At 55.3% G+C, this 22575-nt stretch carries 19 protein-coding genes; 8 read left to right on the top strand and 11 right to left on the bottom strand.

Annotation, left to right across the window (positions count from 1 at the left end; genetic code table 11):
- Positions 1–189 precede the first annotated feature (189 nt).
- A complete protein-coding gene (locus AC6I8N_RS10875; RefSeq protein ID WP_021183143.1) occupies positions 190–462 on the top strand; it encodes a putative hemolysin in 273 nt (90 codons plus the stop codon).
- Between the two features lie 15 nt (positions 463–477).
- On the opposite strand, the gene AC6I8N_RS10870 is transcribed toward AC6I8N_RS10875, so the two are convergent.
- On the bottom strand, positions 478–1470 hold the full coding sequence (locus AC6I8N_RS10870; RefSeq protein ID WP_208723490.1) for a 2-hydroxyacid dehydrogenase: 993 nt from the start codon (positions 1468–1470) through the stop codon (positions 478–480).
- Positions 1471–1634: 164 nt separating this feature from the next.
- On the opposite strand from AC6I8N_RS10870, the gene AC6I8N_RS10865 reads away from it, so the two are divergent.
- From AC6I8N_RS10865 to AC6I8N_RS10855, 3 genes are read left to right on the top strand one after another with little or no spacing between them, the layout of a single operon-like run.
- Entirely contained in the window at positions 1635–4256 is a 2622-nt protein-coding gene (locus AC6I8N_RS10865; protein ID WP_497829041.1) for a YdbH family protein, read from the top strand.
- Positions 4253–4441: a YnbE family lipoprotein gene (locus AC6I8N_RS10860; protein WP_497829040.1), complete on the top strand. Its 189-nt coding sequence runs from the start codon at positions 4253–4255 to the stop codon at positions 4439–4441. The genes AC6I8N_RS10865 and AC6I8N_RS10860 overlap by 4 nt, the downstream gene beginning before the upstream one ends.
- A gap of 11 nt (positions 4442–4452) precedes the next feature.
- Positions 4453–4773 (top strand): YdbL family probable chaperone protein, encoded by a 321-nt coding sequence (locus AC6I8N_RS10855; RefSeq protein ID WP_021183146.1) that lies wholly within the window; start codon positions 4453–4455, stop codon positions 4771–4773.
- A gap of 55 nt (positions 4774–4828) precedes the next feature.
- On the opposite strand, the gene azoR is transcribed toward AC6I8N_RS10855, so the two are convergent.
- Positions 4829–5428, bottom strand: coding sequence for an FMN-dependent NADH-azoreductase (gene azoR, locus AC6I8N_RS10850; RefSeq protein ID WP_021183147.1), 600 nt, complete (start codon positions 5426–5428; stop codon positions 4829–4831).
- A 245-nt stretch (positions 5429–5673) separates the two neighbouring features.
- On the opposite strand from azoR, the gene hrpA reads away from it, so the two are divergent.
- Positions 5674–9570, top strand: coding sequence for an ATP-dependent RNA helicase HrpA (gene hrpA / locus AC6I8N_RS10845; protein WP_497829039.1), 3897 nt, complete (start codon positions 5674–5676; stop codon positions 9568–9570).
- A 50-nt stretch (positions 9571–9620) separates the two neighbouring features.
- Here the strand turns inward: hrpA and AC6I8N_RS10840 are convergent, their stop codons facing one another.
- The 6 genes from AC6I8N_RS10840 to rstA form a co-directional block, all read right to left on the bottom strand.
- Positions 9621–10427: a trypsin-like serine peptidase gene (locus AC6I8N_RS10840; RefSeq protein ID WP_021183149.1), complete on the bottom strand. Its 807-nt coding sequence runs from the start codon at positions 10425–10427 to the stop codon at positions 9621–9623.
- A gap of 116 nt (positions 10428–10543) precedes the next feature.
- Entirely contained in the window at positions 10544–10624 is an 81-nt protein-coding gene (ydgU, locus tag AC6I8N_RS10835; RefSeq protein WP_462982560.1) for a small membrane protein YdgU, read from the bottom strand.
- An 83-nt stretch (positions 10625–10707) separates the two neighbouring features.
- Entirely contained in the window at positions 10708–11151 is a 444-nt protein-coding gene (asr, locus tag AC6I8N_RS10830) for an acid resistance repetitive basic protein Asr (protein ID WP_021183150.1), read from the bottom strand.
- A 205-nt stretch (positions 11152–11356) separates the two neighbouring features.
- Positions 11357–12844, bottom strand: a complete 1488-nt coding sequence (locus AC6I8N_RS10825) for a carboxypeptidase M32 (protein ID WP_497829038.1) — start codon at positions 12842–12844, stop codon at positions 11357–11359.
- 14 nt (positions 12845–12858) lie between these two features.
- On the bottom strand, positions 12859–14166 hold the full coding sequence (gene rstB / locus AC6I8N_RS10820; protein WP_021183152.1) for a two-component system sensor histidine kinase RstB: 1308 nt from the start codon (positions 14164–14166) through the stop codon (positions 12859–12861).
- Positions 14163–14888 (bottom strand): two-component system response regulator RstA, encoded by a 726-nt coding sequence (gene rstA / locus AC6I8N_RS10815; protein WP_497829037.1) that lies wholly within the window; start codon positions 14886–14888, stop codon positions 14163–14165. Before rstA ends, rstB begins: the two co-directional genes overlap by 4 nt.
- Positions 14889–15065: 177 nt before the next feature.
- On the opposite strand from rstA, the gene AC6I8N_RS10810 reads away from it, so the two are divergent.
- A complete protein-coding gene (locus tag AC6I8N_RS10810; RefSeq protein ID WP_021183154.1) occupies positions 15066–15479 on the top strand; it encodes a hypothetical protein in 414 nt (137 codons plus the stop codon).
- Here AC6I8N_RS10810 and AC6I8N_RS10805 read toward each other — a convergent pair.
- Positions 15476–16867: a basic amino acid/polyamine antiporter gene (locus AC6I8N_RS10805; RefSeq protein ID WP_021183155.1), complete on the bottom strand. Its 1392-nt coding sequence runs from the start codon at positions 16865–16867 to the stop codon at positions 15476–15478. The two genes, AC6I8N_RS10810 and AC6I8N_RS10805, sit on opposite strands and share 4 nt — an antisense overlap.
- Before the next feature lie 207 nt (positions 16868–17074).
- Entirely contained in the window at positions 17075–18028 is a 954-nt protein-coding gene (gene ydgH / locus AC6I8N_RS10800; RefSeq protein WP_021183156.1) for a DUF1471 family protein YdgH, read from the bottom strand.
- 540 nt (positions 18029–18568) lie between these two features.
- Here ydgH and pntA point away from each other — a divergent pair.
- A complete protein-coding gene (gene pntA / locus AC6I8N_RS10795) occupies positions 18569–20101 on the top strand; it encodes a Re/Si-specific NAD(P)(+) transhydrogenase subunit alpha (protein WP_415173717.1) in 1533 nt (510 codons plus the stop codon).
- 11 nt (positions 20102–20112) lie between these two features.
- Positions 20113–21501 (top strand): Re/Si-specific NAD(P)(+) transhydrogenase subunit beta, encoded by a 1389-nt coding sequence (pntB, locus tag AC6I8N_RS10790; protein ID WP_497829036.1) that lies wholly within the window; start codon positions 20113–20115, stop codon positions 21499–21501.
- Positions 21502–21588: 87 nt separating this feature from the next.
- Here the strand turns inward: pntB and uspE are convergent, their stop codons facing one another.
- Positions 21589–22551 (bottom strand): universal stress protein UspE, encoded by a 963-nt coding sequence (gene uspE / locus AC6I8N_RS10785; protein WP_021183159.1) that lies wholly within the window; start codon positions 22549–22551, stop codon positions 21589–21591.
- Positions 22552–22575: the final 24 nt, after the last annotated feature.

Below are 22575 nucleotides of genomic sequence, written 5' to 3'. Positions count from 1 at the left end.
ACTGACTAAGGTTGCTGCTTTTTACATCATGACGGGTGCGGATAAGAGGTGAAAAAAGGGTAATCAGGATAATTCTGGTTGCAAAGTGTGAAAGAAAATTTTGTAAAAAGCTGTGTCGCCTCTCGACCCCTTGCTGCGCCTGACATATGCTGGTTCGAATTTTCCCCCGAACCGCCCGGAGCCTGATCGATGAAAGCCGCTTCCTTCCTGCTGGCCGGTGTTGCGCTGTTACTTTCCGCTTGCAGCAGCAATAGTGATAATGAACCGCCACAACAGGCGACCGCTGCGCATATTCAACCGCAGGTGGTGATGTCGTCATTGGCTGAAACTAACTGTGCTAATGCTGGTGGAACACTGGCGTTTTCACGCCAGTTAGATGGTTCGCGCATCGGCATGTGCCAGATGGCGAATGGCCGTCGCTGCGATGAGCAGGCGCTGATCGGTGGAAGCTGCGCCCGCTAACGCAGGCGCCGGGTGTCAGGCTTTCACCTGGTTAGGGCAAGTTTCACCGCGTTCCAGCTGACCCAGATTGTTTAACGTGGTTTCGGAGATGGCGGTCAATGCTTCCGCCGTCAGAAACGCCTGATGGCCAGTAAACAGCACGTTATGGCAGGCAGAGAGACGACGGAACACGTCATCCTGAATTACATCATTCGATTTATCTTCAAAGAACAGATCGCGTTCGTTTTCATACACGTCCATCCCCAGTGAACCGATTTTCTGCTGCTTCAGCGCATCGATTGCCGCCTGTGAATCAATCAATCCACCACGGCTGGTGTTGATAATCATCACGCCATCTTTCATCTGGCTGAAGGCCGCGGCATTCAGCAGATGGTGGTTTTCTGGCGTCAGCGGGCAGTGCAGGGTGATGACATCCGATTGTGACAGGAGGGTTTTGAGATCAACATATTCGGCTCCCAATTCCAGTGCCTGGGCGCTGGGATAGGGATCAAACGCCAGCAGGCGCATACCAAACCCTTTCAGAATACGCATCGCCGCCACGCCAATCTTGCCGGTGCCGACGATCCCGGCAGTTTTACCGTGCATATTGAAGCCGGTTAAGCCATCCAGCGAGAAGTTCGCATCACGCGTACGTTGATAAGCGCGATGGATACGCCGGTTGAGCGTCATCATCAGGCCAACTGCATGTTCCGCAACGGCTTCTGGCGAATAGGCGGGAACACGCACCACCTGCAAACCGAGAGCGGCGGCAGCGTCCAGATCGACGTTATTAAAACCGGCACAGCGTAGCGCGATATATTTCACGCCCAGCGCAGCCAATTCCTCCAGCACCACTTTGCCGCCATCATCATTCACGAAGATGCACACCGCATCACAGCCGACGGCGTTCTTGGCTGTGGTTTCCGTCAGCAGAAAGTCGAAGAACACCAGCTCGAATCCATAGCTGGCGTTAACATGTTCAAGATACTTCTGGTCATACTGTTTGGTACTGTAAACCGCAACTTTCATTGTTTCGCTCCTGAAAAATGGCATGTTGGCAGAGGACAGGATAACGTTTTCTGGTCGAAACAGCGCGCAATGATCGCATGCCACCGGGTAAAACCTTCATTTACCCGGTATAACATGCCATCATCTTCGTCAGGATTTTGTAAGGAACAGGAACGTTAGCTGCCATGACGCGGGGCCTTCGCCGAACACTTGCTGCGCTACTGGCGCTGATACTGCTGCTACTGGGACTGCTGCTGACGGTGACGCAATGGTTACCCCGGCTGGCAGGCATCTGGCTGCCGGAAGATACCCGCGTGGAGCTGAACGGCGCGCCAGGCTGGCAGCAGGGTGGCCTCTATTTCCCGGCAGTGCGTTACCTGGCGGGCGATTGTGAGCTGGCGAAAGTCAGCAATGTCAGCCTCGGTTGGCACCAGCATCGCTGGCAACTGCATGCCCGGCAGGTACAACTCGACAGCAACTGCCTGCAATCGCTGCCGCAAAACACCACCCCGAACGATGCGCCACGTACGCTTGCGCAGTGGCAGGCATTGCTGCCGGGCGCGGATATCCACCTTGACCAACTGGTGTTGCTGCCGTGGCAGCAATATGCCGGGCAGTTTGATCTCACCCTGGATAAAACCGCGCAGCAACTGCGTTATCAGGGCGAGAATCTTACCGTTGACGCCCGTCTGCAAGGACAACAACTGCAACTCTCGCGGTTGACGCTAACGCAACCGTTGCTCCCCAAAGCGCTGGATCTACAGGGTACGCTGACGCTGCCCACCTTTGCCGACGGCCTTCCGGTCGCGGGTGAGTTAACGGGGGATGCAAGTCTGAGCCAATGGCCGCAGCCACTGCGGCTGGCGCTGAACTGGCAGCAGCAGCAAGGGACGCTAACCGTGAGTCAGCAGGGCGACGATCAGCCGTTGCTGCAACTACCGTGGCAGGTCGATCAACAACACATTCGTATTACCCAGGGACACTGGCGCTGGCCACAGCCCGATCAGCCGCTGTCGGGCGGTCTGGCATTGACTTTAACCGACTGGCAGCAGGGACTGGATCACACCCAGATTCAGGGACGATTTAACCTGCTGACACAAGGCAAAGGGGGCAAGGGCAACCTGGTGTTGAGTGTCGGGCCAGGGACGCTCAGCCTGAATAACAGCGCCTTGCCGTTCCAGCTTACTGGCGAAAGCAAATTCGCCCGGTTGCAATTATATGGCGCCATCCCCGGCGAGTTGCAGGGGATGCTGACCGACCCGCAACTGGTGTTGAAACCGGGTGCCTTGTTGCGCCTGCGTGGTCGGTTGTTGTCAACGCTGGAGGTGGATGAGGCGCGCTGGCCGCTGGCGGGCGTGACCCTGAGCAGCAAGGGGATTAACGGACGTTTGCAGGCGATTCTGCAAGCCCACGACCCCAGCTTTGGCCGTTTGCGGCTGCACCTCGACGGGCGCGCCACGCAATTCTGGCCGGACAGTGGACGCTGGAACTGGCGCTACTGGGGCGATGGCATGATGCAGCCGCTCAACGCCAAATGGGATGTCAAAGGGACCGGCAGTTGGCAGGATACCCTGATTAGCCTGGATACGTTGGACACCGGATTTGACCAACTGGCATATGGTATGGCGCAGGTGAGCAAACCGCGTTTGACCCTGACCGCACCGGTACGCTGGCAGCGCGATGCGCAGCAACCAGGCTTTGCTGGTGGCTTTGTGTTGAAATCCGGCCAGACGCATTTCAGTTATGGTGGCTGGCTGCCGCCGTCAGAGCTTGAGTTTGCGGCCAAAGGCAGCGACCCCAGTCAGTTTATCTGGCACGGCCAGCTTAAGGCGGGTGAGATCGGTCCGTTGCGGGTGAATGGTCGCTGGGATGGTGAGCGTCTGCGCGGTCAGGCCTGGTGGCCAGCACAATCGCTGGCGGTATTTCAGCCGTTGCTCAGTAGCGATTTGAAGATGCGCATTCAATCTGGTCAACTTCAGGCACAAGTGGCTTTCTCCGCCGCGACCGATCAAGGTTTCGAGGCGGGTGGTCACTGGACAGTGAAAAATGGTAGCGTCTGGATGCCGGATAGCGAAATCAACGGCATCGATTTCTCGCTGCCGTTTCGACTGAAGGCCGACCAGTGGCAGTTGGGACGGCGTGGGCCGGTTTCTCTGCGCATTGCCGAGATAAAAAACCAGTTTGCCTTGCAGAACATCACCGCCGATTTACAGGGGCATTATCCGTGGCAGGAACGTCAGCCGTTGCGGCTATCTAACGTCAATCTTGACCTGCTGGGCGGCCATGTCAGCCTGCCAGAACTGCGCCTGCCGCAGCACGAAGCGGCGCTGATTTCTCTGCGTGACATTGATCTCAGCCGCCTGATCACCGCCATCAAACCAAAGCAATTTGCCATGTCCGGCAAGGTGAATGGCGAGCTGCCGCTGTGGGTCAACAATCCGCGCTGGCTGATTGAAAAAGGCTGGATTGCCAATGGGGGACCACTGACGTTTCGCATGGATAAAGATATGGCCGATGCCATCACCACAAACAACATTGCCGCAGGCGCGGCGATGGACTGGCTGCGCTATATGGAGATCTCCCGCTCATGGGCCACGCTGGATCTGGATAACTTTGGCAATCTGACTCTGCAATCTGAGGTAAAGGGCACCAGCCAGTTCAGCAACCGGCGGCAGTCGGTCAATCTTAACTACCGTCATCAGGAAAACCTGTTCCAGCTGTGGCGCAGCCTGCGCTTTGGCGATAATTTGCAATCCTGGGTGGAGCAAAACGCCACCCTGCCATCCAAGAAGGATCCCCAACCATGAGCCTGAGGGCATTACTGGTGCTGGCAGCCGGGCTGCCGCTGGTCGGCTGTGTGCCGCGTATTGAAGTTGCTGCGCCGAAAGAGCCAATCACCATCAATATGAATGTGAAAATCGAGCATGAAATCCACATCAAGGTCGATAAAGATGTGGAAGCGCTGCTGAAAAATCAGAGCGGTTTATTTTGAGGAGGGCAGCGATGAAACAAAAAGGAATCGCGTGGTTGCTGGCGATGCTGTTGGTACCTTCCGCCTGGGCACTGACGCTTGATCAGGCACGTCAGCAGGGGCGCGTCGGCGAAACCCTGAGCGGTTATATTGCGGCGCGTCAGCAGGACAGCGAAACCCTGGCGCTGGTGAAACGTATCAATGAGGGACGCAGCCAGCAATATCAACGCGTGGCGCAGCAGAACAATCTCACCAGCGGTGAGGTGGCACGCATTGCCGGGGAAAAACTGGTGGATCGTGCCGGTGCTGGCGAATATGTGCAGGGCATCAATGGACAATGGTTGCGCAAATAGCCAAAAAAAACCGGGCACTCAGGCCCGGCAAAAAGATAGCATTCTTTTTTAATGATTACGCAGCAACAATCTCTTTGATCGCGTCTTTCGCATCGCTGGCCGCTTTGGTCGCCACTTCCGGACCGTAAGCGATACCTTCTGCGAACACGAAGTTCACATCAGTGATGCCGATGAAGCCGAGGAACAGCTTAACGTACGGCGTCAGCAGGTCAGTCGGGGTATCTTTGTGGATGCCGCCACGGCTGGACAGAATCACTGCACGTTTACCTTTCACCAGACCTTCCGGGCCTGCTTCGGTGTAACGGAAAGTTACGCCAGCACGGGCAATCAGGTCGAAGTAGTTTTTCAGCTGAGTCGGGATGTTGAAGTTGTACATCGGCGCAGCGATAACTACGACGTCATGAGCTTGCAGTTCAGCAATCAGTTCGTCTGACAGAGCCAGCGCTTCTTGTTGACGCGGAGACAGCGGTGCATCAGACGGACGCAGCGCACCCACCAGCTCACCGTCCAGAACCGGGATCGGATTCGCGGCCAGGTCACGAACGGTGACGGTATCACCTTTGCTCTGTGCCTGTTCAACATAGAAATCAGCCAGTTGGTTGGACTGAGAGTAACCGGCTAGGATGCTGGATTTCAGAACTAATACTTTGCTCATGGTGTTTTCCTGTTTGTTACGCGGAAGGCTTACCGCTCAATGCGTTACACTCTACGGAGATCCCCCTGCGGTGAAAAGCGCAATATTTCGAGAGCTATGTTCGAATTTATTGAATAAGGCCGCACGCGCGGTCAGGGCGGCAGGGGCAAATTATGCTATGATGCCGTCCATTAATTGATTGAATCCGCCGTGATTTTCGGCCGGCAGCGCACCGGTTGCCCTGCCACAACAGGTAACTCATTACTATGTCATCATCCGTTACTTCTCCTTTAGCGCCGCTCTGGACGCGACTTGATAACCTGATGTTACGCGATCGCCAACGGTTACAACGGCGACTCCAGGGCGCGACAAAAGTAAAAAATCCTGAAGCACAACAGGGGATTGCGACCGATCTGGCCGCCGAGTTCACCCTCGCGGAGCAGCGCGTGGCGCAACGTATGGCGGCTACGCCGCGCATTACCTTTCCGGAAAATCTGCCGGTCAGCCAGAAGCAGCAGGCGATCGCTGAAGCGATTCGCGACCATCAGGTGGTGATTGTTGCCGGTGAAACGGGTTCGGGGAAAACCACGCAGTTACCGAAGATTTGTCTGGCGCTGGGCCGTGGGGTTAAAGGGTTGATTGGTCATACCCAACCCCGCCGTCTGGCGGCGCGCACCGTAGCGAACCGCATCGCGGATGAACTGGAGACGTCACTCGGTGGTTGCATCGGCTACAAGGTGCGTTTTAATGATCAGGTCAGCGACACCACTCAGGTGAAGCTGATGACCGACGGTATTTTGCTGGCAGAAATCCAGCAGGATCGCCTGTTGTTGCAATATGACACCATCATCATCGATGAAGCGCATGAACGTAGCCTGAACATTGATTTTCTGCTCGGTTATCTGCGCGAATTGCTGCCACGCCGTCCCGATTTGAAGGTGATCATCACCTCGGCGACCATCGACCCTCAGCGCTTTTCACGCCATTTTCACAATGCGCCGGTGATTGAAGTCTCCGGGCGCACCTTCCCGGTGGAGGTGCGTTATCGTCCTGTGGTTGAAGAAGCCGAGGATACCGATCGTGACCAGCTTCAGGCGATTTTCGATGCGGTGGATGAACTGGGACAGGAAAGTCGGGGTGATATCCTGATCTTTATGAGCGGTGAACGCGAAATTCGCGATACCGCCGATGCACTGATGAAGCGCGACTTGCCGCATACCGAGATTCTGCCGCTGTACGCGCGATTGTCGAATGCCGAACAGAACCGGGTGTTCCAGTCGCACAGTGGACGCCGCATCGTGCTGGCGACCAACGTGGCGGAAACCTCACTGACCGTGCCGGGTATTAAGTACGTTATCGACCCCGGCACGGCACGTATCAGCCGCTACAGCTACCGCACCAAAGTGCAGCGCCTGCCGATTGAGCCGGTTTCACAGGCATCGGCTAACCAGCGTAAAGGCCGCTGTGGTCGCGTCTCGGAAGGTATCTGTATCCGTCTCTACTCAGAGGACGATTTCCTCAGCCGTCCTGAGTTTACCGACCCGGAGATTCTGCGTACCAACCTCGCGTCGGTTATTTTGCAGATGACCGCGCTCGGGCTGGGCGATATCGCTGCCTTCCCGTTTGTCGAAGCACCGGATAAGCGCAATATCCAGGACGGGGTGCGCCTGCTGGAGGAGCTGGGGGCGATCACCGTCAATGAGGATGGTCACTACAAACTGACGGCATCAGGACGGCAACTGGCGTTGCTGCCGGTCGATCCGCGTCTGGCGCGCATGGTGCTGGAAGCGCAGAAATTTGGCTGCGTACGTGAAGCGATGATCATCACCGCTGCGCTGTCGATTCAGGATCCGCGTGAGCGTCCGGTGGAGAAACAGCAGGCATCGGACGAAAAACATCGGCGATTTGCTGACAAAGAGTCAGATTTTCTCGCTTTCGTTAATTTGTGGAACTATCTCCAGGAACAACAAAAGGCGCTGTCGGGCAATCAGTTCCGTCGCCAGTGTAAAAGCGACTATCTCAACTATCTGCGTGTGCGTGAATGGCAGGATATTTATACCCAGTTGCGTCAGGTGGTGCGTGAACAAGGTATGCCGGTCAACAGCGAACCTGCGCCTTATCGAGAAGTACACTGCGCGTTGCTGACGGGCTTGCTATCACACATCGGGCAGAAAGACGCAGAAAAACAAGAGTTTACCGGCGCACGCAACGCCCGTTTCTCCATCTTCCCCGGTTCCGGGCTGTTTAAGAAGCCGCCCAAGTGGACCATGGTGGCGGAGCTGGTGGAAACCAGCCGTCTGTGGGGACGCATTGCGGCCCGCATCGATCCTGAATGGATCGAACCACTGGCGCAGCATTTGCTGAAGCGCAGCTACAGCGAACCGCACTGGGAAAAAGCCCAGGGCGCGGTAATGGCCAGTGAAAAAGTGACGCTGTACGGTTTGCCGATCGTACAGGCGCGCAAGGTCAACTACGGCCAGATTGATCCGCAGCTAAGCCGTGAATTGTTTATCCGTCACGCGCTGGTGGAGGGGGACTGGCAGAACCGTCACGCCTTCTTCCGCAGCAACCAAAAACTGCGTAGCGAAGTGGAAGACCTGGAACATAAATCACGCCGCCGTGACATCCTGGTTGATGATGAAACCTTGTTTGCTTTCTACGACCGACGTATCGGCAGCGAGGTGGTTTCCGCGCGCCATTTTGACAGTTGGTGGAAAAAGGCCAGCAAAGAAAACGCGGATTTGCTCAGTTTTGATAAACAGATGCTGATCAAAGATGGCGCGGAAAAGGTCAGCCAACTCGATTACCCGAATTTCTGGCATCAGGGCAACCTGAAGCTGAAACTCAGTTACCAGTTTGAACCGGGCGCAGATGCTGACGGGGTGACGGTGCATATTCCGCTGCCGCTTCTCAATCAGGTGGAGGAAGGTGGCTTTGAGTGGCAGATCCCGGGCGTACGCCGCGAGCTGGTGATTGCGTTGATTAAGTCGTTACCAAAACCGGTTCGACGTAATCTGGTGCCCGCCCCGAACTATGCTGAGGCCTTCCTTGGACGCGTTACGGCGCTGGAGCTGCCGTTGCTGGATGCGCTGGAGCGAGAGTTCCGCCGCATGACCGGTGTCACCATTGACCGCGAAGCCTGGCAGTGGGATCAGGTGCCCGAACACCTGAAAATGACATTCCGCGTGGTTGACGAACACAACCGTAAGTTGCAGGAAGGCAAGGACCTGCATCAGTTGAAGCAGGCGCTGAAAGGCAAAGTACAGGAAACCCTGTCGAAAGTGGCGGATGACGGGCTGGAGCAGAGCGGCCTGCATATCTGGAGCTTTGGTGATTTGCCACAAAGCTATGAACAGAAGCGGGGCAGTTATCAGGTCAAAGCCTGGCCTGCGCTGGTGGATGAAAAAGACAGCGTTGCCATCCGCCTGTTCGACAGTGAACAGGAACAACAAAAGATGATGTGGCGCGGTCAGCGGCGTTTGCTGTTGCTCAATATCCCGTCACCGATCAAATATCTGCATGAGAAGCTGCCGAACAAAGCCAAGCTCGGTCTGTACTTTAACCCTTACGGCAAAGTGCTGGATCTGATTGATGACTGCATCGCCTGTGGCGTGGATAAGCTGATGGGTGAAGCCGGTGGTCCGGCGTGGCAGCAGGAGAATTTCGAGCAGCTACGTGACAAAGTGCGTGCCGAACTGAATGAAACGGTGGTCACCATCGCGAAGCAGGTGGAGCAGATTCTGACCTGCGTATTCAATATCAACAAACGCCTGAAGGGCCGGGTGGATATGTCGCTGGCGCTGGCGTTGGCTGATATCAAAAATCAGATGAATGGCCTAGTATACCGTGGTTTCGTCACCGGCAATGGCTGGCAGCGGCTGGCGGATACCTTACGCTATTTGCAGGGCATCGAACGGCGTCTGGAGAAGCTGCCGGTGGACCCGCACAGCGATCGGGCGCGGATGTTGAAAGTGCAGGCGGTGGAGCAGGCGTGGCAGAGCTGGCGTAACAAGCTGCCGCCGCAACGTCAGGACGATGCAGAGGTGCTGGCGATTCGCTGGATGCTGGAAGAATTACGTATCAGCTACTTTGCCCAGCAACTGGGCACCCCTTATCCGATTTCGGATAAGCGTATTGTGCAGACTATGGAGCAGATGGGATGACCTTCGTATCGGCGCGATTTATCGCGCCGATACGGGGCATTAGCACAGTGCTATTGTGCTAATGCTTCCAGCTTGTCCCGGAACGAGGTGACGGCAATCGCACGGTTATCCGCACGATAACGATCGGCCGGGGCAGGTGCCGAGCTTTGTACCGCAATCAGCTGCCAGCCATCATCTTTCTTCAGCAACAACGGTGAACCGCTGTCGCCGGGCAGGGTATCGCATTGATGCGATAGCACCGCGCGTTGCGCCCAGCCAGTCACCAGGCAATCGCTGTGTGAATACAGCGTATCCAGATGATCTTCCGGGTAACCCGCCTGTGTCACTTTACGACCGGTGGCTTTTAACGCATCGGTTAAATCGCCGCGTGATCCATCAAACAAGGGAATCGGGGTAATCGCCGAGGGTGGATTGTGCAGAATCACCAAACCGTAATCATAAGGGGCGGCGTCAGGCGGGACGATCCAGCCTTCACCATCGGCTTTTAACTTACGCGCCAGCGACGGTTCGACGCGGGCGTCGATATCATGGATTTCATAACGCCAGCCTTTGCTGCCTGCCATAAAGCGCAACGCCACCGGTTTGTCGAACTTACCGGGCGGGGTGAGCAGGCAATGACCGGCGGTGAGCGCCAGATGGGCAGAGATCAGCGTCGCGGTGCACAGGTTGCCACTTTCGGTCTCCAGTTGACCAATGGCGTCCCAGGGGGCAGCGCTGACATCGCTGATCGCTTTGCGGTGATCCTTGCCAAAGAACAGGGTTTTGATGTCATCAGGGCTTGGCCCGTCTTCATCATCGGCATGTGCTGCGAGGTTAAAGCTGAAAATACCAACAAATAACAGGATAGCCAGGCGCATAGTTCTCTCAATGGCGAGAATAAGTAGAGGTTTTTGTCATCACGCTTGAGCGATAACTATAGTCGGAGAGCGGTAAAAAAGGGAGAAATATTGGAATAATCAGCACGCTACAACGACTAAATAAAAAAACTGGCTGCGACAATGCCGCACAGGATCACCACAATCAAAATGATTTCGAAGCGATAGCGACGCACCATATTCCGCTACTCCAGTAAACAAACACCCGGCAGAACCGGGTGTTTTCAATCATTAATGCAAGGTCGGGCGCGCGAAGGCAACCTTATTTAGCGGCTTTTTTGGTCGCTTTTTTGTGGTGCTTTTTAGCAGCCTGAGCTTTCTGTGCAGCAGGTTTAGTTACTTTTTTGTGGTGCTTTTTAGCAGCCTGGGCTTTCTGTGCAGCCGGTTTGGTTGCTTTTTTGTGGTGCTTTTTAGCAGCCTGGGCTTTCTGTGCAGCTGGTTTGGTTGCTTTTTTGTGGTGCTTTTTAGCAGCCTGAGCTTTCTGTGCAGCCGGGGCTTTCTTAGCTACTTTTTTGTGCTTCTTGGCAGCCTGAGCTTTCTGAGCAGCGGCTTTCTTGTGTTTGTGCGTAGTTGCTTTGTGCTTAACCGGTGCAGCAGTAGTGGTTGCAGCAGCAGCCGGAGCCGGAGTAGCAGTGGTTTCAGCTGCGAAAGCTACAGAAGACAGACCCATAGCAGCGGCGATCACCAGCGCAAATAATTTTTTCATTGCAAATTCCTCGAACTATTTTTTCATGTGTAGCCCACTGCGGGGCCGGTGAAATGACTATATGTAATCGCAACAGTTCTTTCCGTGAGGGATTGGTATCGGCGTGTAACGGAATGTACAAAGGTAGCGACGTGATTTATCGCGCGGGTTTTTATACGGCGAAAAAGGCGCGATGAATCGCGCCGCTACGAAAACGCCGCGCAGTTTAATCAGTCAGGTAACGTTGTTCAAGATGCTGACGGAAATAGGCCGGATTTAAGGTTTCTCCGGTGGCGTTCACCAGTAACTGTTGGGTGGGGAAACGACTGCCGTGTTGCCAGATGTTTTGTTGCAGCCAGTCAAACACCGGTTGCAGCTCGCCGTGCTGAATCAGCTCGCTAATCTGTGGCAGCGCGCGTTTAACCGCCTGGAACAGCTGAGCGGCATACATTGCGCCCAGGGTGTAAGTCGGGAAGTAGCCAAAGGCACCGTCTGTCCAGTGAATATCCTGCATGCAACCGTCGCGGTAATTACCACGGGTGTCGATACCCAGCGACTGCTGCATTTTTTCGTCCCACAGCGCCGGAATGTCATCAACTTCAATTTCGCCTTCAATCAATGCGCGTTCGATTTCGTAACGCAGGATGACATGTGCCGGATAGCTCAGTTCATCAGCATCGACGCGAATGAAACCAGGTTTCACGCGTTGGGTCAGACGAATAAAGTTTTCACTGCTCAGGGCAGGTTGATCACCCATCAGGGCAATAACCTGCGGCTGGATATGCTGGAGAAACTCGCGGCTGCGTCCAAGTTGCATCTCCATAAACAGGCTCTGCGATTCATGCATCGCCGTGGATCGTGCAAGCGCGACCGGCTGGCCGCGCCACTGCTGCGGCAGGTTTTGCTCATAACGGGCATGACCGGTTTCGTGGATCACCCCCATCATGGCGCTGAGGAAGTCATTCTCGTTGTAGCGCGTAGTGATACGGACATCTTCGGGTACCCCGCCACAAAACGGGTGAGCGCTGACGTCGAGGCGGCCATGATTAAAATCGAAGCCCAGCGTCGCCATCAGGCTCAGGCCGAGCTGCTTTTGTGCCTCAATGGCAAAGGGACCAACCGGGGCGAGGGTGGTCTGATGCTGTTGCTTTGCCACCACCTTTTGCAGCAGATCCGGCAGCCAGCTTTTTAAATCACCAAACGTCTGGTCGAGTTGGGCGCTGGTCATCCCCGGTTCGAACACATCCAGCAGGGCATCGTAGCGCGAGATACCTGACGCATCGGCGCGAAGTTGCGCTTCTTCGCGGCTTAATTTCACCACTTCCTTCAGATTGGCGGAGAAACCTTGCCAGTCGTTTGCCGGACGCTGGGTACGCCAGGCATGTTCGCAGCGTGATCCCGCGAGAGACTTGGCTTCCACCAACGAGGCGGGCAGCAGGGTAGCCTGCTGCCAGGCACGCTGCATTTCCGTCAGGTTTGCCTGCTCAACATCGTTGAGCGACTCCTGCTGCGCCGCCGCGAACAGGCCACCAAGGCGTTTATCGGTCAGCAGTTCGTGCATAAACACGCTCAGTTCCGCCATCGCTTCGCCCCGGGCACGGCTGCCTCCGGCTGGCATGGCGGTTTGCATATCTACGCCAGCAATGGCACCTAAATGACCAAAACGAGACAGGCGCAGAAAAGTGCGGCTAAGTTCCTGATAAGCTGAGGACACAGGCAAACTCCTTGTTAAGTTAAGCGCGAGGGGATTTCCCGCAACGGTAAGTCAACCGGCCAGCAAAAGCGAACGCTGGCTCCGCCCAGCGGGCTGCTTTCAATGGTGACGTTGCCCTGCAACGCCAGCGCGATGGAGTGGACAATCGCCAGCCCCAGACCACAACCCCCGGTGGCGCGATCGCGGCTGGGATCGAGTCGTACAAAGGGTTCAAACACGCGTTCGCGTTCTTCCTGCGGGATGCCGGGGCCATCATCCTCCACCTGCAAACAACCAACGCTGCCGTCAAACCACAGGCTGACACGCAACCGTGACTGGGCGTAGCGCAGCGCATTGTTGACCAGGTTATCCAGTACGCGTTCCATCAAACGGGTGTCGGCAACGCCGTAGTTTTCACGTTGCGGAATGTCGAGATCGATTTGCGCCTGTGGATTGATCGCCTGTACATCTTCAATATGCAGCCGCAGCCATTCGGCAAGATCGAACGATTTCAGGCTCAGGTCGACCCGAGGGCGGTCGAGACGTGCATAGGTGAGCAACTCTTCAATTAGACTCTCCAGCTGTCCGATGTCACGATTAAGCGCGGCAGATTCGCTTTCGCTGAGGTTTTCGCTCATCTCCAGGCGGTAACGCAGGCGTACCAGCGGGGTGCGTAATTCGTGGGCGATGCCGTCAATCAGCTGCTTTTTGCTGGCGACCAGCGTGTTGATGTTATCAGCCATCTGGTTGAAAGCCACGCCGAGGCGGAACAGGCTGGAGGTGCTGTCGAAATGGGTACGTACGTCCAGCTCGCCGCGGCCGAAGCGCTGCGCGGCTTTTTCCAGCCTCAGCATCTCTTTCCAGTGCGGGCGCATCCAGATAAACACCGGCAATGCCAGCGACATGCCGATAAACGCCAGCAACGCGATATCCAGCAGGCGCATCTGGTGCAGATAAAACAGATAAGGGATCGGGCCGACCGACAACACATAGTGGCTGCGCGGGATGTGTTGCAGGAAGGTGTATTGATCGTCGAGCGCGACGATTTCCCCCGCGCGCAACCGCTTCATATTCAGCTCATCAAGTTCATATTTACTCATTGGCTCGATGTGCAGGTCAAACGAGAGGTTGAGATCGAGGCTACGAATGGTTTTGTTCCAGTCATGCGGCGGGATCTCGCGCAACTCGCTGCGCATCAGAAACAGTGAGCTGGCCATCAAATCGTTCATCGACTGGCGTCCGGCGCGTTCGGCCGTGAATTTGTACACCAGCCCAACCAGCAGGGTCATCACCAGAAAACAGACAAACAGCAGCAGATAGAACTGGATAAAGAGCTTTCTCATGCGGTTCGGGTATCCCAGGCCTGCGGCGCGAACAGATAACCTTTGTTACGGATGGTTTTGATGCGAAACGGCTCGGTTGCGCTGTCGTACAATTTTTTGCGCAGGCGCGAAATTGCCACATCAATGCTGCGATCCATCCCGTCATAGCTGACGCCACGCAGGGTTTGTAACAGCGCATCGCGATTGAGGATCTGTCCGGCGTGGTTCGCCAGCTCCCACAGCAGATCGAAATCAGCGGTCGACAGGGTGATGTTTTCTTCAAACAGCGTGACCTGACGATTCAGCGCATCGATGGTCAGCGACCCAAAGCGCAACACTTTTTGCGAGCTTTGGACCGCCGGTGTGATCTCCGGCTGGCCGATGTGCGCCTGGCGTAAATGAAGACGCAGACGTGCCAGCAGCACAGCGGGTGGGGTGGTTTTGAGAATATAGTCGTTGGCACCCATTTCCAGCGCCAGAATGTGGTTCATATCGCTATCCAGCGAGGTCAGCAACACAATCGGTCCTTGCCAGCTGGCGCGTAAGTCGCGACACAGGGTCATACCGTCTTTCCCTGGTAACATGATATCCAGCATCACCAGGTCAGGATCCGCAGCGGCAATGGTGGCTTCAGCGCGATCGCCGCGCGTTTCCACGATCACGTCAATATCATGACGCCCAAGGTAGGCGGCAATCAGTTCGCCGACTTCCGGTTCATCTTCCACATATACAATCTTGTTCATAATCCACTGCGACTGGTGAGTATGGACAGCAGCATAGCTTTTTCGGCCTTTCAGCTCTATGCTACAGCACGAAATATCCTTTGCTCTCTGGTATCCGCACGGTGAAATGTGCCATTATTACCGACGCGTTGTAGCGCAAGGTTCGGAACCGTAATGAAAAACAGGAGGAGTGCGAGGGTGTCTGATAAAGAGCTGGCTTCAGCCGGATACAGTGACCGCATCTGCTTCAATTACAGTGATTTCCTTTCCGCCTCGTGTAAAAAACGCTGGAGCTTCGTCGATGCTATCTATGGAGTGTTGCCAATTTTCGGCATGGTCACCCGTAAATCAGCGCACAGTTTACAGGCCAGCGATGACCATCTGAAAGAATTAGCATTACAAATCATTTCAACCCAGGTCAGTGACGAGATTAACATTGCTCGCCTGATTACCCTTGCTGAACAGCAGCACATCAGCCGCTTTGATATCCAGTTACCTTATCCGCTGTCGGCGGAGCAGCTTGACGCTATTCATCATGAATACCGTAAGCCGCTCAACCTGACACAGCAGGGCGACCTGCTGTGTGTCACCATTCCCGGCAAGCCGCATTAATTCGCCAGCTGCCACACGGCGGGCAGAGACGCGGCCATCAACATCATAATCGCGATACGTTCCAGCTGTGACAGCGCGTTGCTGGCACGCCCGCCACGGCGCGCATAGAGAAACAGCAACACGCCCGGCGCGTACAGCACCACCGAAAGCAGCAGATGCAGTGGACCAGAGGCGTACAGCAGCCAGATGCCATACAGGCTGGCACCGATGCCGGTCAGCATCAATAACGGTTTCTGCTGGCCGCGTACGACCTTGATCAGGTATAGGCCAACCAGCAGATAGGGCACGAGGATCATCTCGGACGCGATGGTCAGCAAGGTATTGTAATCGGCGCCGGTGACGGCAATCAGAATCAGACAGACCTGAACGCTAGCGTTGGTGAGCCATAGCGATGCCGCAGGCGCGTTGTGGCGATTCTGGCGGGCGATGCTGCGCGGGAAGGCCCCTTGCTGCGCCGCGAGGAACGGCACTTCGGCTGCCATAATGGTCCAGCTCAGATAAGCGCCGCACACCGAGATAATCAACCCGATGGCAATCACCGCGTCACCCCAGTGGCCGATCAGATGCTGCATTAAGCCCGCCATCGAGGGATTGCGCATCTGCGCCAGTTCGGCACGCGGCACCACGCCAAGCGACAGCAACGTTACCAGCAGATAAACCAGCAGCGCCGCCAGCACTGCCAGCAGGGTGGCGCGTCCGACATCTTTCTTATGGCGGGCGCGAGCTGACACCACCACTGCACCTTCCACGCCGATAAATACCCACAAGGTAATCAGCATGGTCTGCTTCACTTGTTCCCACAGCGGTTTGCCCAGGGCAACGCCAGTGAAATCGAGACGGAAACGGTCGAGGTTAAACGCCAGCACGGCCAGCACCACAAACAGCAGCAACGGCACCAGTTTACCCAGAGTTGCCAACAGATTGATGCTGGCTGCCGTCTGCACCCCGCGCAGCACCAGGGCGTGGACCAGCCACAACAGCACCGATGCACCGAGCATCGCCTGCCAGGTGTTACCGTCACCAAAGACCACATGACCCGGACTGTCAGTGAAAAAACTCAGGGCGGAAAAGACAATCACCAGATAGGAGACGTTGGCTATCACTGCGCACAGCCAGTAGCCCCACGCCGAGCAGAAGCCCATCAACTCGCCAAATCCGGCACGCGCATAGGCGAAGATGCCGCCATCCAGCTCCGGTTGCAGACGCGTCAGAAACAGCATCGCCAGTGAGAGCAACAGAATTCCGACGCCAGTGATTAACCAACCAATCAGCAATGCCGCAGGACCGGCAACTGCGGCCATATTTTGTGGCAGGCTAAATACCCCTGCGCCGAGCATTGAACTGAGCACCAGCGCGGTGAGCGCGCTAAGACCTAATTTTTTATCCAAAACGCCATTCCTGAACAGCAGAGTCTGCTGGGTAAAAACGATTCCGCTGGAGATTAATGCGACGAATTGCCGTCATTAACACGGAATGCCCTGAAAATCAGGCGGCAGATTCTACGGAGTGCAACACGGGAAGGCAATGCATGATGATGCAGAGATGCTCAGCATTTATGCAAATAGCAGGGCGACGGGTGTCGCCCTGTGGGGAAATTACTTGAACAGATCAGCCGTGACGGTCAGGTTACCGCCGCTCTGGTTCTGCCACTGACGGGTGACATGGTAGAACTTCGCCCCTTTATCCGCGGCGCGTTTTGCCACTTCTTCAGAGATCTCAGTCGGTGAACCGAAGTGGCCGGTAAAGGTCACGGTATCAAACGGCTGCATTTGTGCCGCCGTGATGGCATTCACTTCCTGAATTTTGGTGCCGTTTGGCAGGGTGACGGTATAGCGCTGGCCGGTGGAGGATTGGGTTTCAAAGAAACGACCTACACTGTTGCTTGGCGTTTCTGATGAAGCAACACCCGGGATCTCCACTTTCTTCGCTTCTGCGCCACCGGCTGCCAGTGCAGCTTTACCGGCTTCAGAATCGGCCGGAATCAGGTTCGGGCTTTGTACCTTACGTTCTTTGGCATCGGCCTTGTAGACGTAGGCCGTCACGTACTGGTTGCCACCGTTGTTGGCGTCAATCTGACGAATAATAAAGAAGGAAGCCGCACCTTTCTCTTTGGCCGCTTTTGAAATGGCATCGTTGACGTCCGGCTGGCTGGAGAAGAAGCCGTTGACGGAAACGGTATCGAACGGTTCCAGACGGTAGGCTTCCGCTTTCGGCAGCGCTTTAACGCCGTTGTAGGTCAGGTATTCAGTCGTTTTGGACGCTTCTGGGGCATCGGCATGATACAGGTCAGCCGTCACACGCCAGTTACCACTGTTACCGGTGGCATCATTGATACCCTGAATATAAAAAGAGGCTGCGCCCAGTTCGTCTGCACGTTTTGAGACAGCGTCAGCAGCGTCGCCAATGGCGTTGAAACGGCCGGTGATATTAATACGTTCGAATGGCTTCAACGCGGCCGCTTTTTCCGGCGTCAGTTCCTGCGCAGCAAACGCATTGGCTGCCAGCAGAGATAACAAGGTGGACGCCAGAATGGTGTTCTTCAGCTTCATAAAAATGATCCTTCGCCTTACGCAAAAATGAGTACGAAAACGTGCTGGACTCTTGATGTATAACAGATTAGCCGCTGATTATTGCATGTAATAATCAGCCTGTCTCAGCCAATTTATGCGGCCTGAATTGACAATCATCCCGAATTATTCATTTGGTTGTCATCACTATCTGCTATGGCGTTTTTTTGTGCGCGTTACCACTAAATCTGGTAACACTTAGTGCCGCAATAGTTAAAGTGTTGTTAAATAAAGGTTTTTAATAACACTTAATTCGCCGTGACACGATTTTGCTTAGCATATAATTTTTTATTATGGCCGAAATCTAGTGGCAAAACGCGGCAATCAATCTTTGCTTCTGAATATTTGTGTGAATGTCATAAGTATGCATTATCGCTGTGGATCGCTATTCATATTTTCAGTAGGTTATAAAGACTTTGTTACATTGCGCATTTCGCTCATAAGTAGCTGAAACATTGTTTCAGTTGCATGAGCTTGTGCCGCTTACAGACCCTCATCCTTTAACCGATGAAAGGAAACAGTATGTTAATTGGGATACCCAAAGAGCGGTTAGCCAACGAATCGCGCGTGGCTGCCACGCCGAAAACCGTTGAGCAACTGATCAAGCTGGGATTCAGCGTAACCATCGAGCAGGGCGCAGGTATTCGGGCCAGCTTCGATGATGACAGTTTTGTTGCCGCAGGCGCGACCATCAGCAACACCGACGCGGTGTGGCAGTCTGATATCGTGCTGAAAGTGAATGCACCTGATGATGACGAGATTGCCCTGACGCGTGCAGGTAGCACGCTGGTGAGCTTTATCTGGCCTGCGCAGAACCCGGCGTTGCTGGAGAAACTCGCGGCACGTAACGTGACCGTAATGGCAATGGATTCAGTACCGCGTATTTCGCGTGCTCAGGCACTGGATGCGCTCAGCTCCATGGCGAATATTGCGGGCTATCGCGCTATCGTTGAAGCCGCCCACGAATTTGGCCGCTTCTTTACCGGACAGATCACCGCCGCAGGTAAAGTGCCGCCCGCCAAAGTGATGGTGATTGGTGCAGGCGTGGCGGGTCTGGCTGCGATCGGTGCGGCGGGCAGTCTTGGCGCTATCGTGCGTGCCTTTGATACCCGTCCGGAAGTGAAGGAACAGGTGCAGAGTATGGGCGCCGAGTTCCTTGAGCTGGACTTCGAGGAAGAAGCGGGCAGCGGCGACGGTTACGCTAAAGTGATGTCAGAAGCCTTTATTAAGGCAGAGATGGAGCTGTTTGCTAATCAGGCGAAAGAGGTCGACATCATTGTCACCACCGCCCTGATCCCTGGCCGTCCGGCACCGAAACTGATCACCAAAGAGATGGTCGCCAGCATGAAACCGGGTAGCGTGATCGTCGATCTCGCTGCACAAACCGGCGGTAACTGCGAGCTGACCGTGGCGGATCAGGTCACACTGACCGAAAACGGCGTGAAGATCATCGGTTATACCGATCTGCCAAGCCGTCTGCCGACCCAGTCATCCCAGTTGTACGGCACCAACCTGGTGAACCTGCTGAAGCTGCTGTGTAAAGAGAAAGACGGTCAAATCACCGTTGATTTCGAAGACGTGGTGATTCGCGGTGTCACCGTCATCCGTGAAGGCGAAGTCACATGGCCGGCTCCGCCGATTCAGGTCTCTGCTGCGCCAAAAGCGGCACCGGCTGCCGTCGCGCCGAAAGAGAAAGTCGAGCAGAAACCGGCGTCACCGTGGCGTAAGTTGGTGCTGCTGGCGCTGGCCGTGGTGTTGTTCGCCTGCCTGGCGAATGTAGCGCCACCGGAGTTCCTGTCGCACTTTACCGTGTTTGCGCTCTCCTGCGTGGTGGGTTACTACGTGGTGTGGAACGTCAGCCACGCGCTGCACACGCCGTTGATGTCGGTCACCAATGCGATTTCCGGCATTATCGTGGTTGGTGCGGTGTTGCAGATGGGCCACGGTGGTTGGGTTACGCTGCTGGCGTTTATCGCGGTGCTGATCGCCAGTATCAACATCTTTGGTGGCTTTACCGTCACCCAGCGCATGCTGAAAATGTTTCGTAAGAATTAAGGGGTAACAACATGTCTGGCGGATTAGTCACTGCAGCATACATTGTTGCCGCGATTCTGTTTATTTTCAGCCTTGCAGGTCTCTCGAAACACGAGACGTCAAAGCAGGGTAACATTTTTGGTATGAGCGGGATGGCGATTGCGCTGCTCGCGACGATCTTTGGCCCCAACAGCGGCAACGTTGCGTGGATCCTGCTGGCGATGGTGATCGGTGGTGCGATTGGCGTACGTCTGGCGAAGAAAGTCGAGATGACCGAGATGCCGGAGCTGGTGGCGATTCTGCACAGCTTCGTGGGTCTGGCGGCGGTACTGGTGGGCTTCAACAGCTACCTCGACCACGCACCGGGTCTGTCGGCGGTGATGGAAAATATCCATCTGACCGAAGTGTTCCTCGGTATCTTTATCGGTGCGGTGACCTTCACCGGTTCGGTTGTCGCCTTTGGTAAGCTGCGCGGTAAGATTTCATCTCGCCCGCTGATGCTGCCGCATCGTCATAAGCTTAACCTGCTGGCGTTGGTGGTATCGTTCCTGCTGCTGGTGTGGTTTGTTCGTACCGAAAGTACCGGCGCACAGGTGTTCGCGCTGTTGCTGATGACCGTGATTGCGCTGGCGTTTGGCTGGCATCTGGTGGCTTCTATCGGTGGTGCCGATATGCCGGTCGTGGTGTCGATGCTGAACTCCTACTCAGGCTGGGCAGCCGCAGCCGCCGGTTTTATGCTGAGCAACGATCTGCTGATCGTCACCGGTGCGTTAGTGGGGTCGAGCGGTGCCATCCTGTCGTACATCATGTGTAAGGCGATGAACCGTTCCTTTATTAGCGTGATTGCCGGTGGTTTTGGTACTGACACCAGCGTCGGTGGTGAAAGCGAAGAAGCCGGTGAACACCGCGAAATCAACGCAGAAGAAACCGCTGAACTGCTGAAAGCGTCATCTTCGGTGATCATCACCCCAGGCTACGGCATGGCAGTGGCGCAGGCGCAGTATCCGGTGGCGGAAATCACCGAGAAACTGCGCGCGCGCGGCATCAAGGTACGTTTCGGTATCCACCCGGTGGCAGGGCGTCTGCCTGGCCATATGAACGTGCTGTTGGCGGAAGCGAAAGTACCGTACGACGTGGTGCTGGAGATGGATGAAATCAACGATGATTTCAGCGATACCGACACCGTACTGGTTATCGGCGCGAACGACACCGTCAACCCGGCCGCGCAGGAAGATCCGCGCAGCCCGATTGCGGGTATGCCGGTCCTGGAAGTGTGGAAAGCGCAGAACGTTATCGTGTTTAAGCGGTCCATGAATACCGGCTACGCCGGGGTGCAGAACCCACTGTTCTTCAAAGACAACACCCAGATGTTGTTTGGTGATGCGAAGGCCAGCGTAGAAGGCATTCTGCGCGCGTTATAAAACAAAAAGGGCGACATACCGTCGCCCTTCATTATCTGTAGCCGCGCGATTTATCGCGCGGCTTTTTCTGCCAGCGAGCACAGCACGTTAGTCGTCATCATCCTCTTCGTCATCATCATCAAGCTCGATCGGCGATTTAAAGTCATCAGGTTTGATGGCCAACAGATCGCAGCGCAGATGATCAATCACCTGTTCCGCTGTATTTCCCAGGAACGCCGCCGACAACCCGGTGCGACCGATGGTGCCAAGCACCACAATACCAGCACTAAGATGGCTGGCGATATCCGGGATGACTTCTTCCGGTAAACCTTTCGCGACGTGGGTAAATTCTTCGCTAATCGAAAACTTCTGCCGCAGCGCTTTCATCGCCACCAGATGCTGACCGCGAATGGCGTCGTTATACACGCTGGGGTCAAAATCCGGCAGTTCGATAGCAATATTGATTGGGGTAATCGGGTAAGCACCGACCAGATGCACTTCGGTATGGTTGACCATTTCGGCTAACTGGGTGGTTTCGCGAATCAACTTTTGATTGAGGGCATCATGATGGGGTTCTTCGCTGGCGAGGTTCACCGCCACCAGCGCTTTACCGCCTTCCGGCCACGGCTGATCTTTTACCATCCATACCGGGCAAGGGCATTTACGCAGCAGGTGCCAGTCGGTGGGGGTAAAAATTACCGCTTCCAGCCGATCGTGCTGATGCGCCATCTTCAGCACCAAATCGTGATGATGGGTCATCACCTCATGAATAATCGCTTCGTACGGACGGTTGTGCCAGATAACCTTAATTTCAATATCAACGCCCGCCTCCAGATAAGCGTGGGCCTGCTCGCGGATCCATTCGGTACGCTGGCTGATCACGCCTTTACGCATATTGGCGCGCTCATCCGGCGACAGCAGGGTGGTCATTTCGTAGGAGAAATCATAGATAGGCAGGAAAGCTTTGATTTTTCCGCCGATACGTTGATTGAGATAAACCGCACGCCGCAGCGCGGGTTGATCATCCTGTTGTGCGTCAATCGCGACCAGAATATTTTGGTACCGGGACATAGGGCAATCTCCTCAAAACCAAAG

The sequence above is a fragment of the Pantoea sp. X-Soil-TKNS-1279 genome (assembly GCF_059730565.1).
Note: the sequence above shows the minus strand (reverse complement) of the source record. Positions and strands in the feature narration are given on the sequence as shown.

What these genes read in the sequence shown, in the direction of transcription:
- AC6I8N_RS10875 (WP_021183143.1), top strand. Translation starts at nt 190, where the DNA reads ATGAAAGCCGCTTCCTTCCTGCTGGCCGGTGTTGCGCTGTTACTTTCC.
- AC6I8N_RS10840 (WP_021183149.1), bottom strand. Translation starts at nt 10,427, where the DNA reads ATGCGCCTGGCTATCCTGTTATTTGTTGGTATTTTCAGCTTTAACCTC.
- ydgU (WP_462982560.1), bottom strand. Translation starts at nt 10,624, where the DNA reads ATGGTGCGTCGCTATCGCTTCGAAATCATTTTGATTGTGGTGATCCTG.
- AC6I8N_RS10865 (WP_497829041.1), top strand. Translation starts at nt 1,635, where the DNA reads ATGACGCGGGGCCTTCGCCGAACACTTGCTGCGCTACTGGCGCTGATA.
- hrpA (WP_497829039.1), top strand. Translation starts at nt 5,674, where the DNA reads ATGTCATCATCCGTTACTTCTCCTTTAGCGCCGCTCTGGACGCGACTT.
- AC6I8N_RS10855 (WP_021183146.1), top strand. Translation starts at nt 4,453, where the DNA reads ATGAAACAAAAAGGAATCGCGTGGTTGCTGGCGATGCTGTTGGTACCT.
- asr (WP_021183150.1), bottom strand. Translation starts at nt 11,151, where the DNA reads ATGAAAAAATTATTTGCGCTGGTGATCGCCGCTGCTATGGGTCTGTCT.
- AC6I8N_RS10870 (WP_208723490.1), bottom strand. Translation starts at nt 1,470, where the DNA reads ATGAAAGTTGCGGTTTACAGTACCAAACAGTATGACCAGAAGTATCTT.
- azoR (WP_021183147.1), bottom strand. Translation starts at nt 5,428, where the DNA reads ATGAGCAAAGTATTAGTTCTGAAATCCAGCATCCTAGCCGGTTACTCT.
- pntA (WP_415173717.1), top strand. Translation starts at nt 18,569, where the DNA reads ATGTTAATTGGGATACCCAAAGAGCGGTTAGCCAACGAATCGCGCGTG.
- pntB (WP_497829036.1), top strand. Translation starts at nt 20,113, where the DNA reads ATGTCTGGCGGATTAGTCACTGCAGCATACATTGTTGCCGCGATTCTG.
- ydgH (WP_021183156.1), bottom strand. Translation starts at nt 18,028, where the DNA reads ATGAAGCTGAAGAACACCATTCTGGCGTCCACCTTGTTATCTCTGCTG.
- rstB (WP_021183152.1), bottom strand. Translation starts at nt 14,166, where the DNA reads ATGAGAAAGCTCTTTATCCAGTTCTATCTGCTGCTGTTTGTCTGTTTT.
- uspE (WP_021183159.1), bottom strand. Translation starts at nt 22,551, where the DNA reads ATGTCCCGGTACCAAAATATTCTGGTCGCGATTGACGCACAACAGGAT.
- rstA (WP_497829037.1), bottom strand. Translation starts at nt 14,888, where the DNA reads ATGAACAAGATTGTATATGTGGAAGATGAACCGGAAGTCGGCGAACTG.
- AC6I8N_RS10860 (WP_497829040.1), top strand. Translation starts at nt 4,253, where the DNA reads ATGAGCCTGAGGGCATTACTGGTGCTGGCAGCCGGGCTGCCGCTGGTC.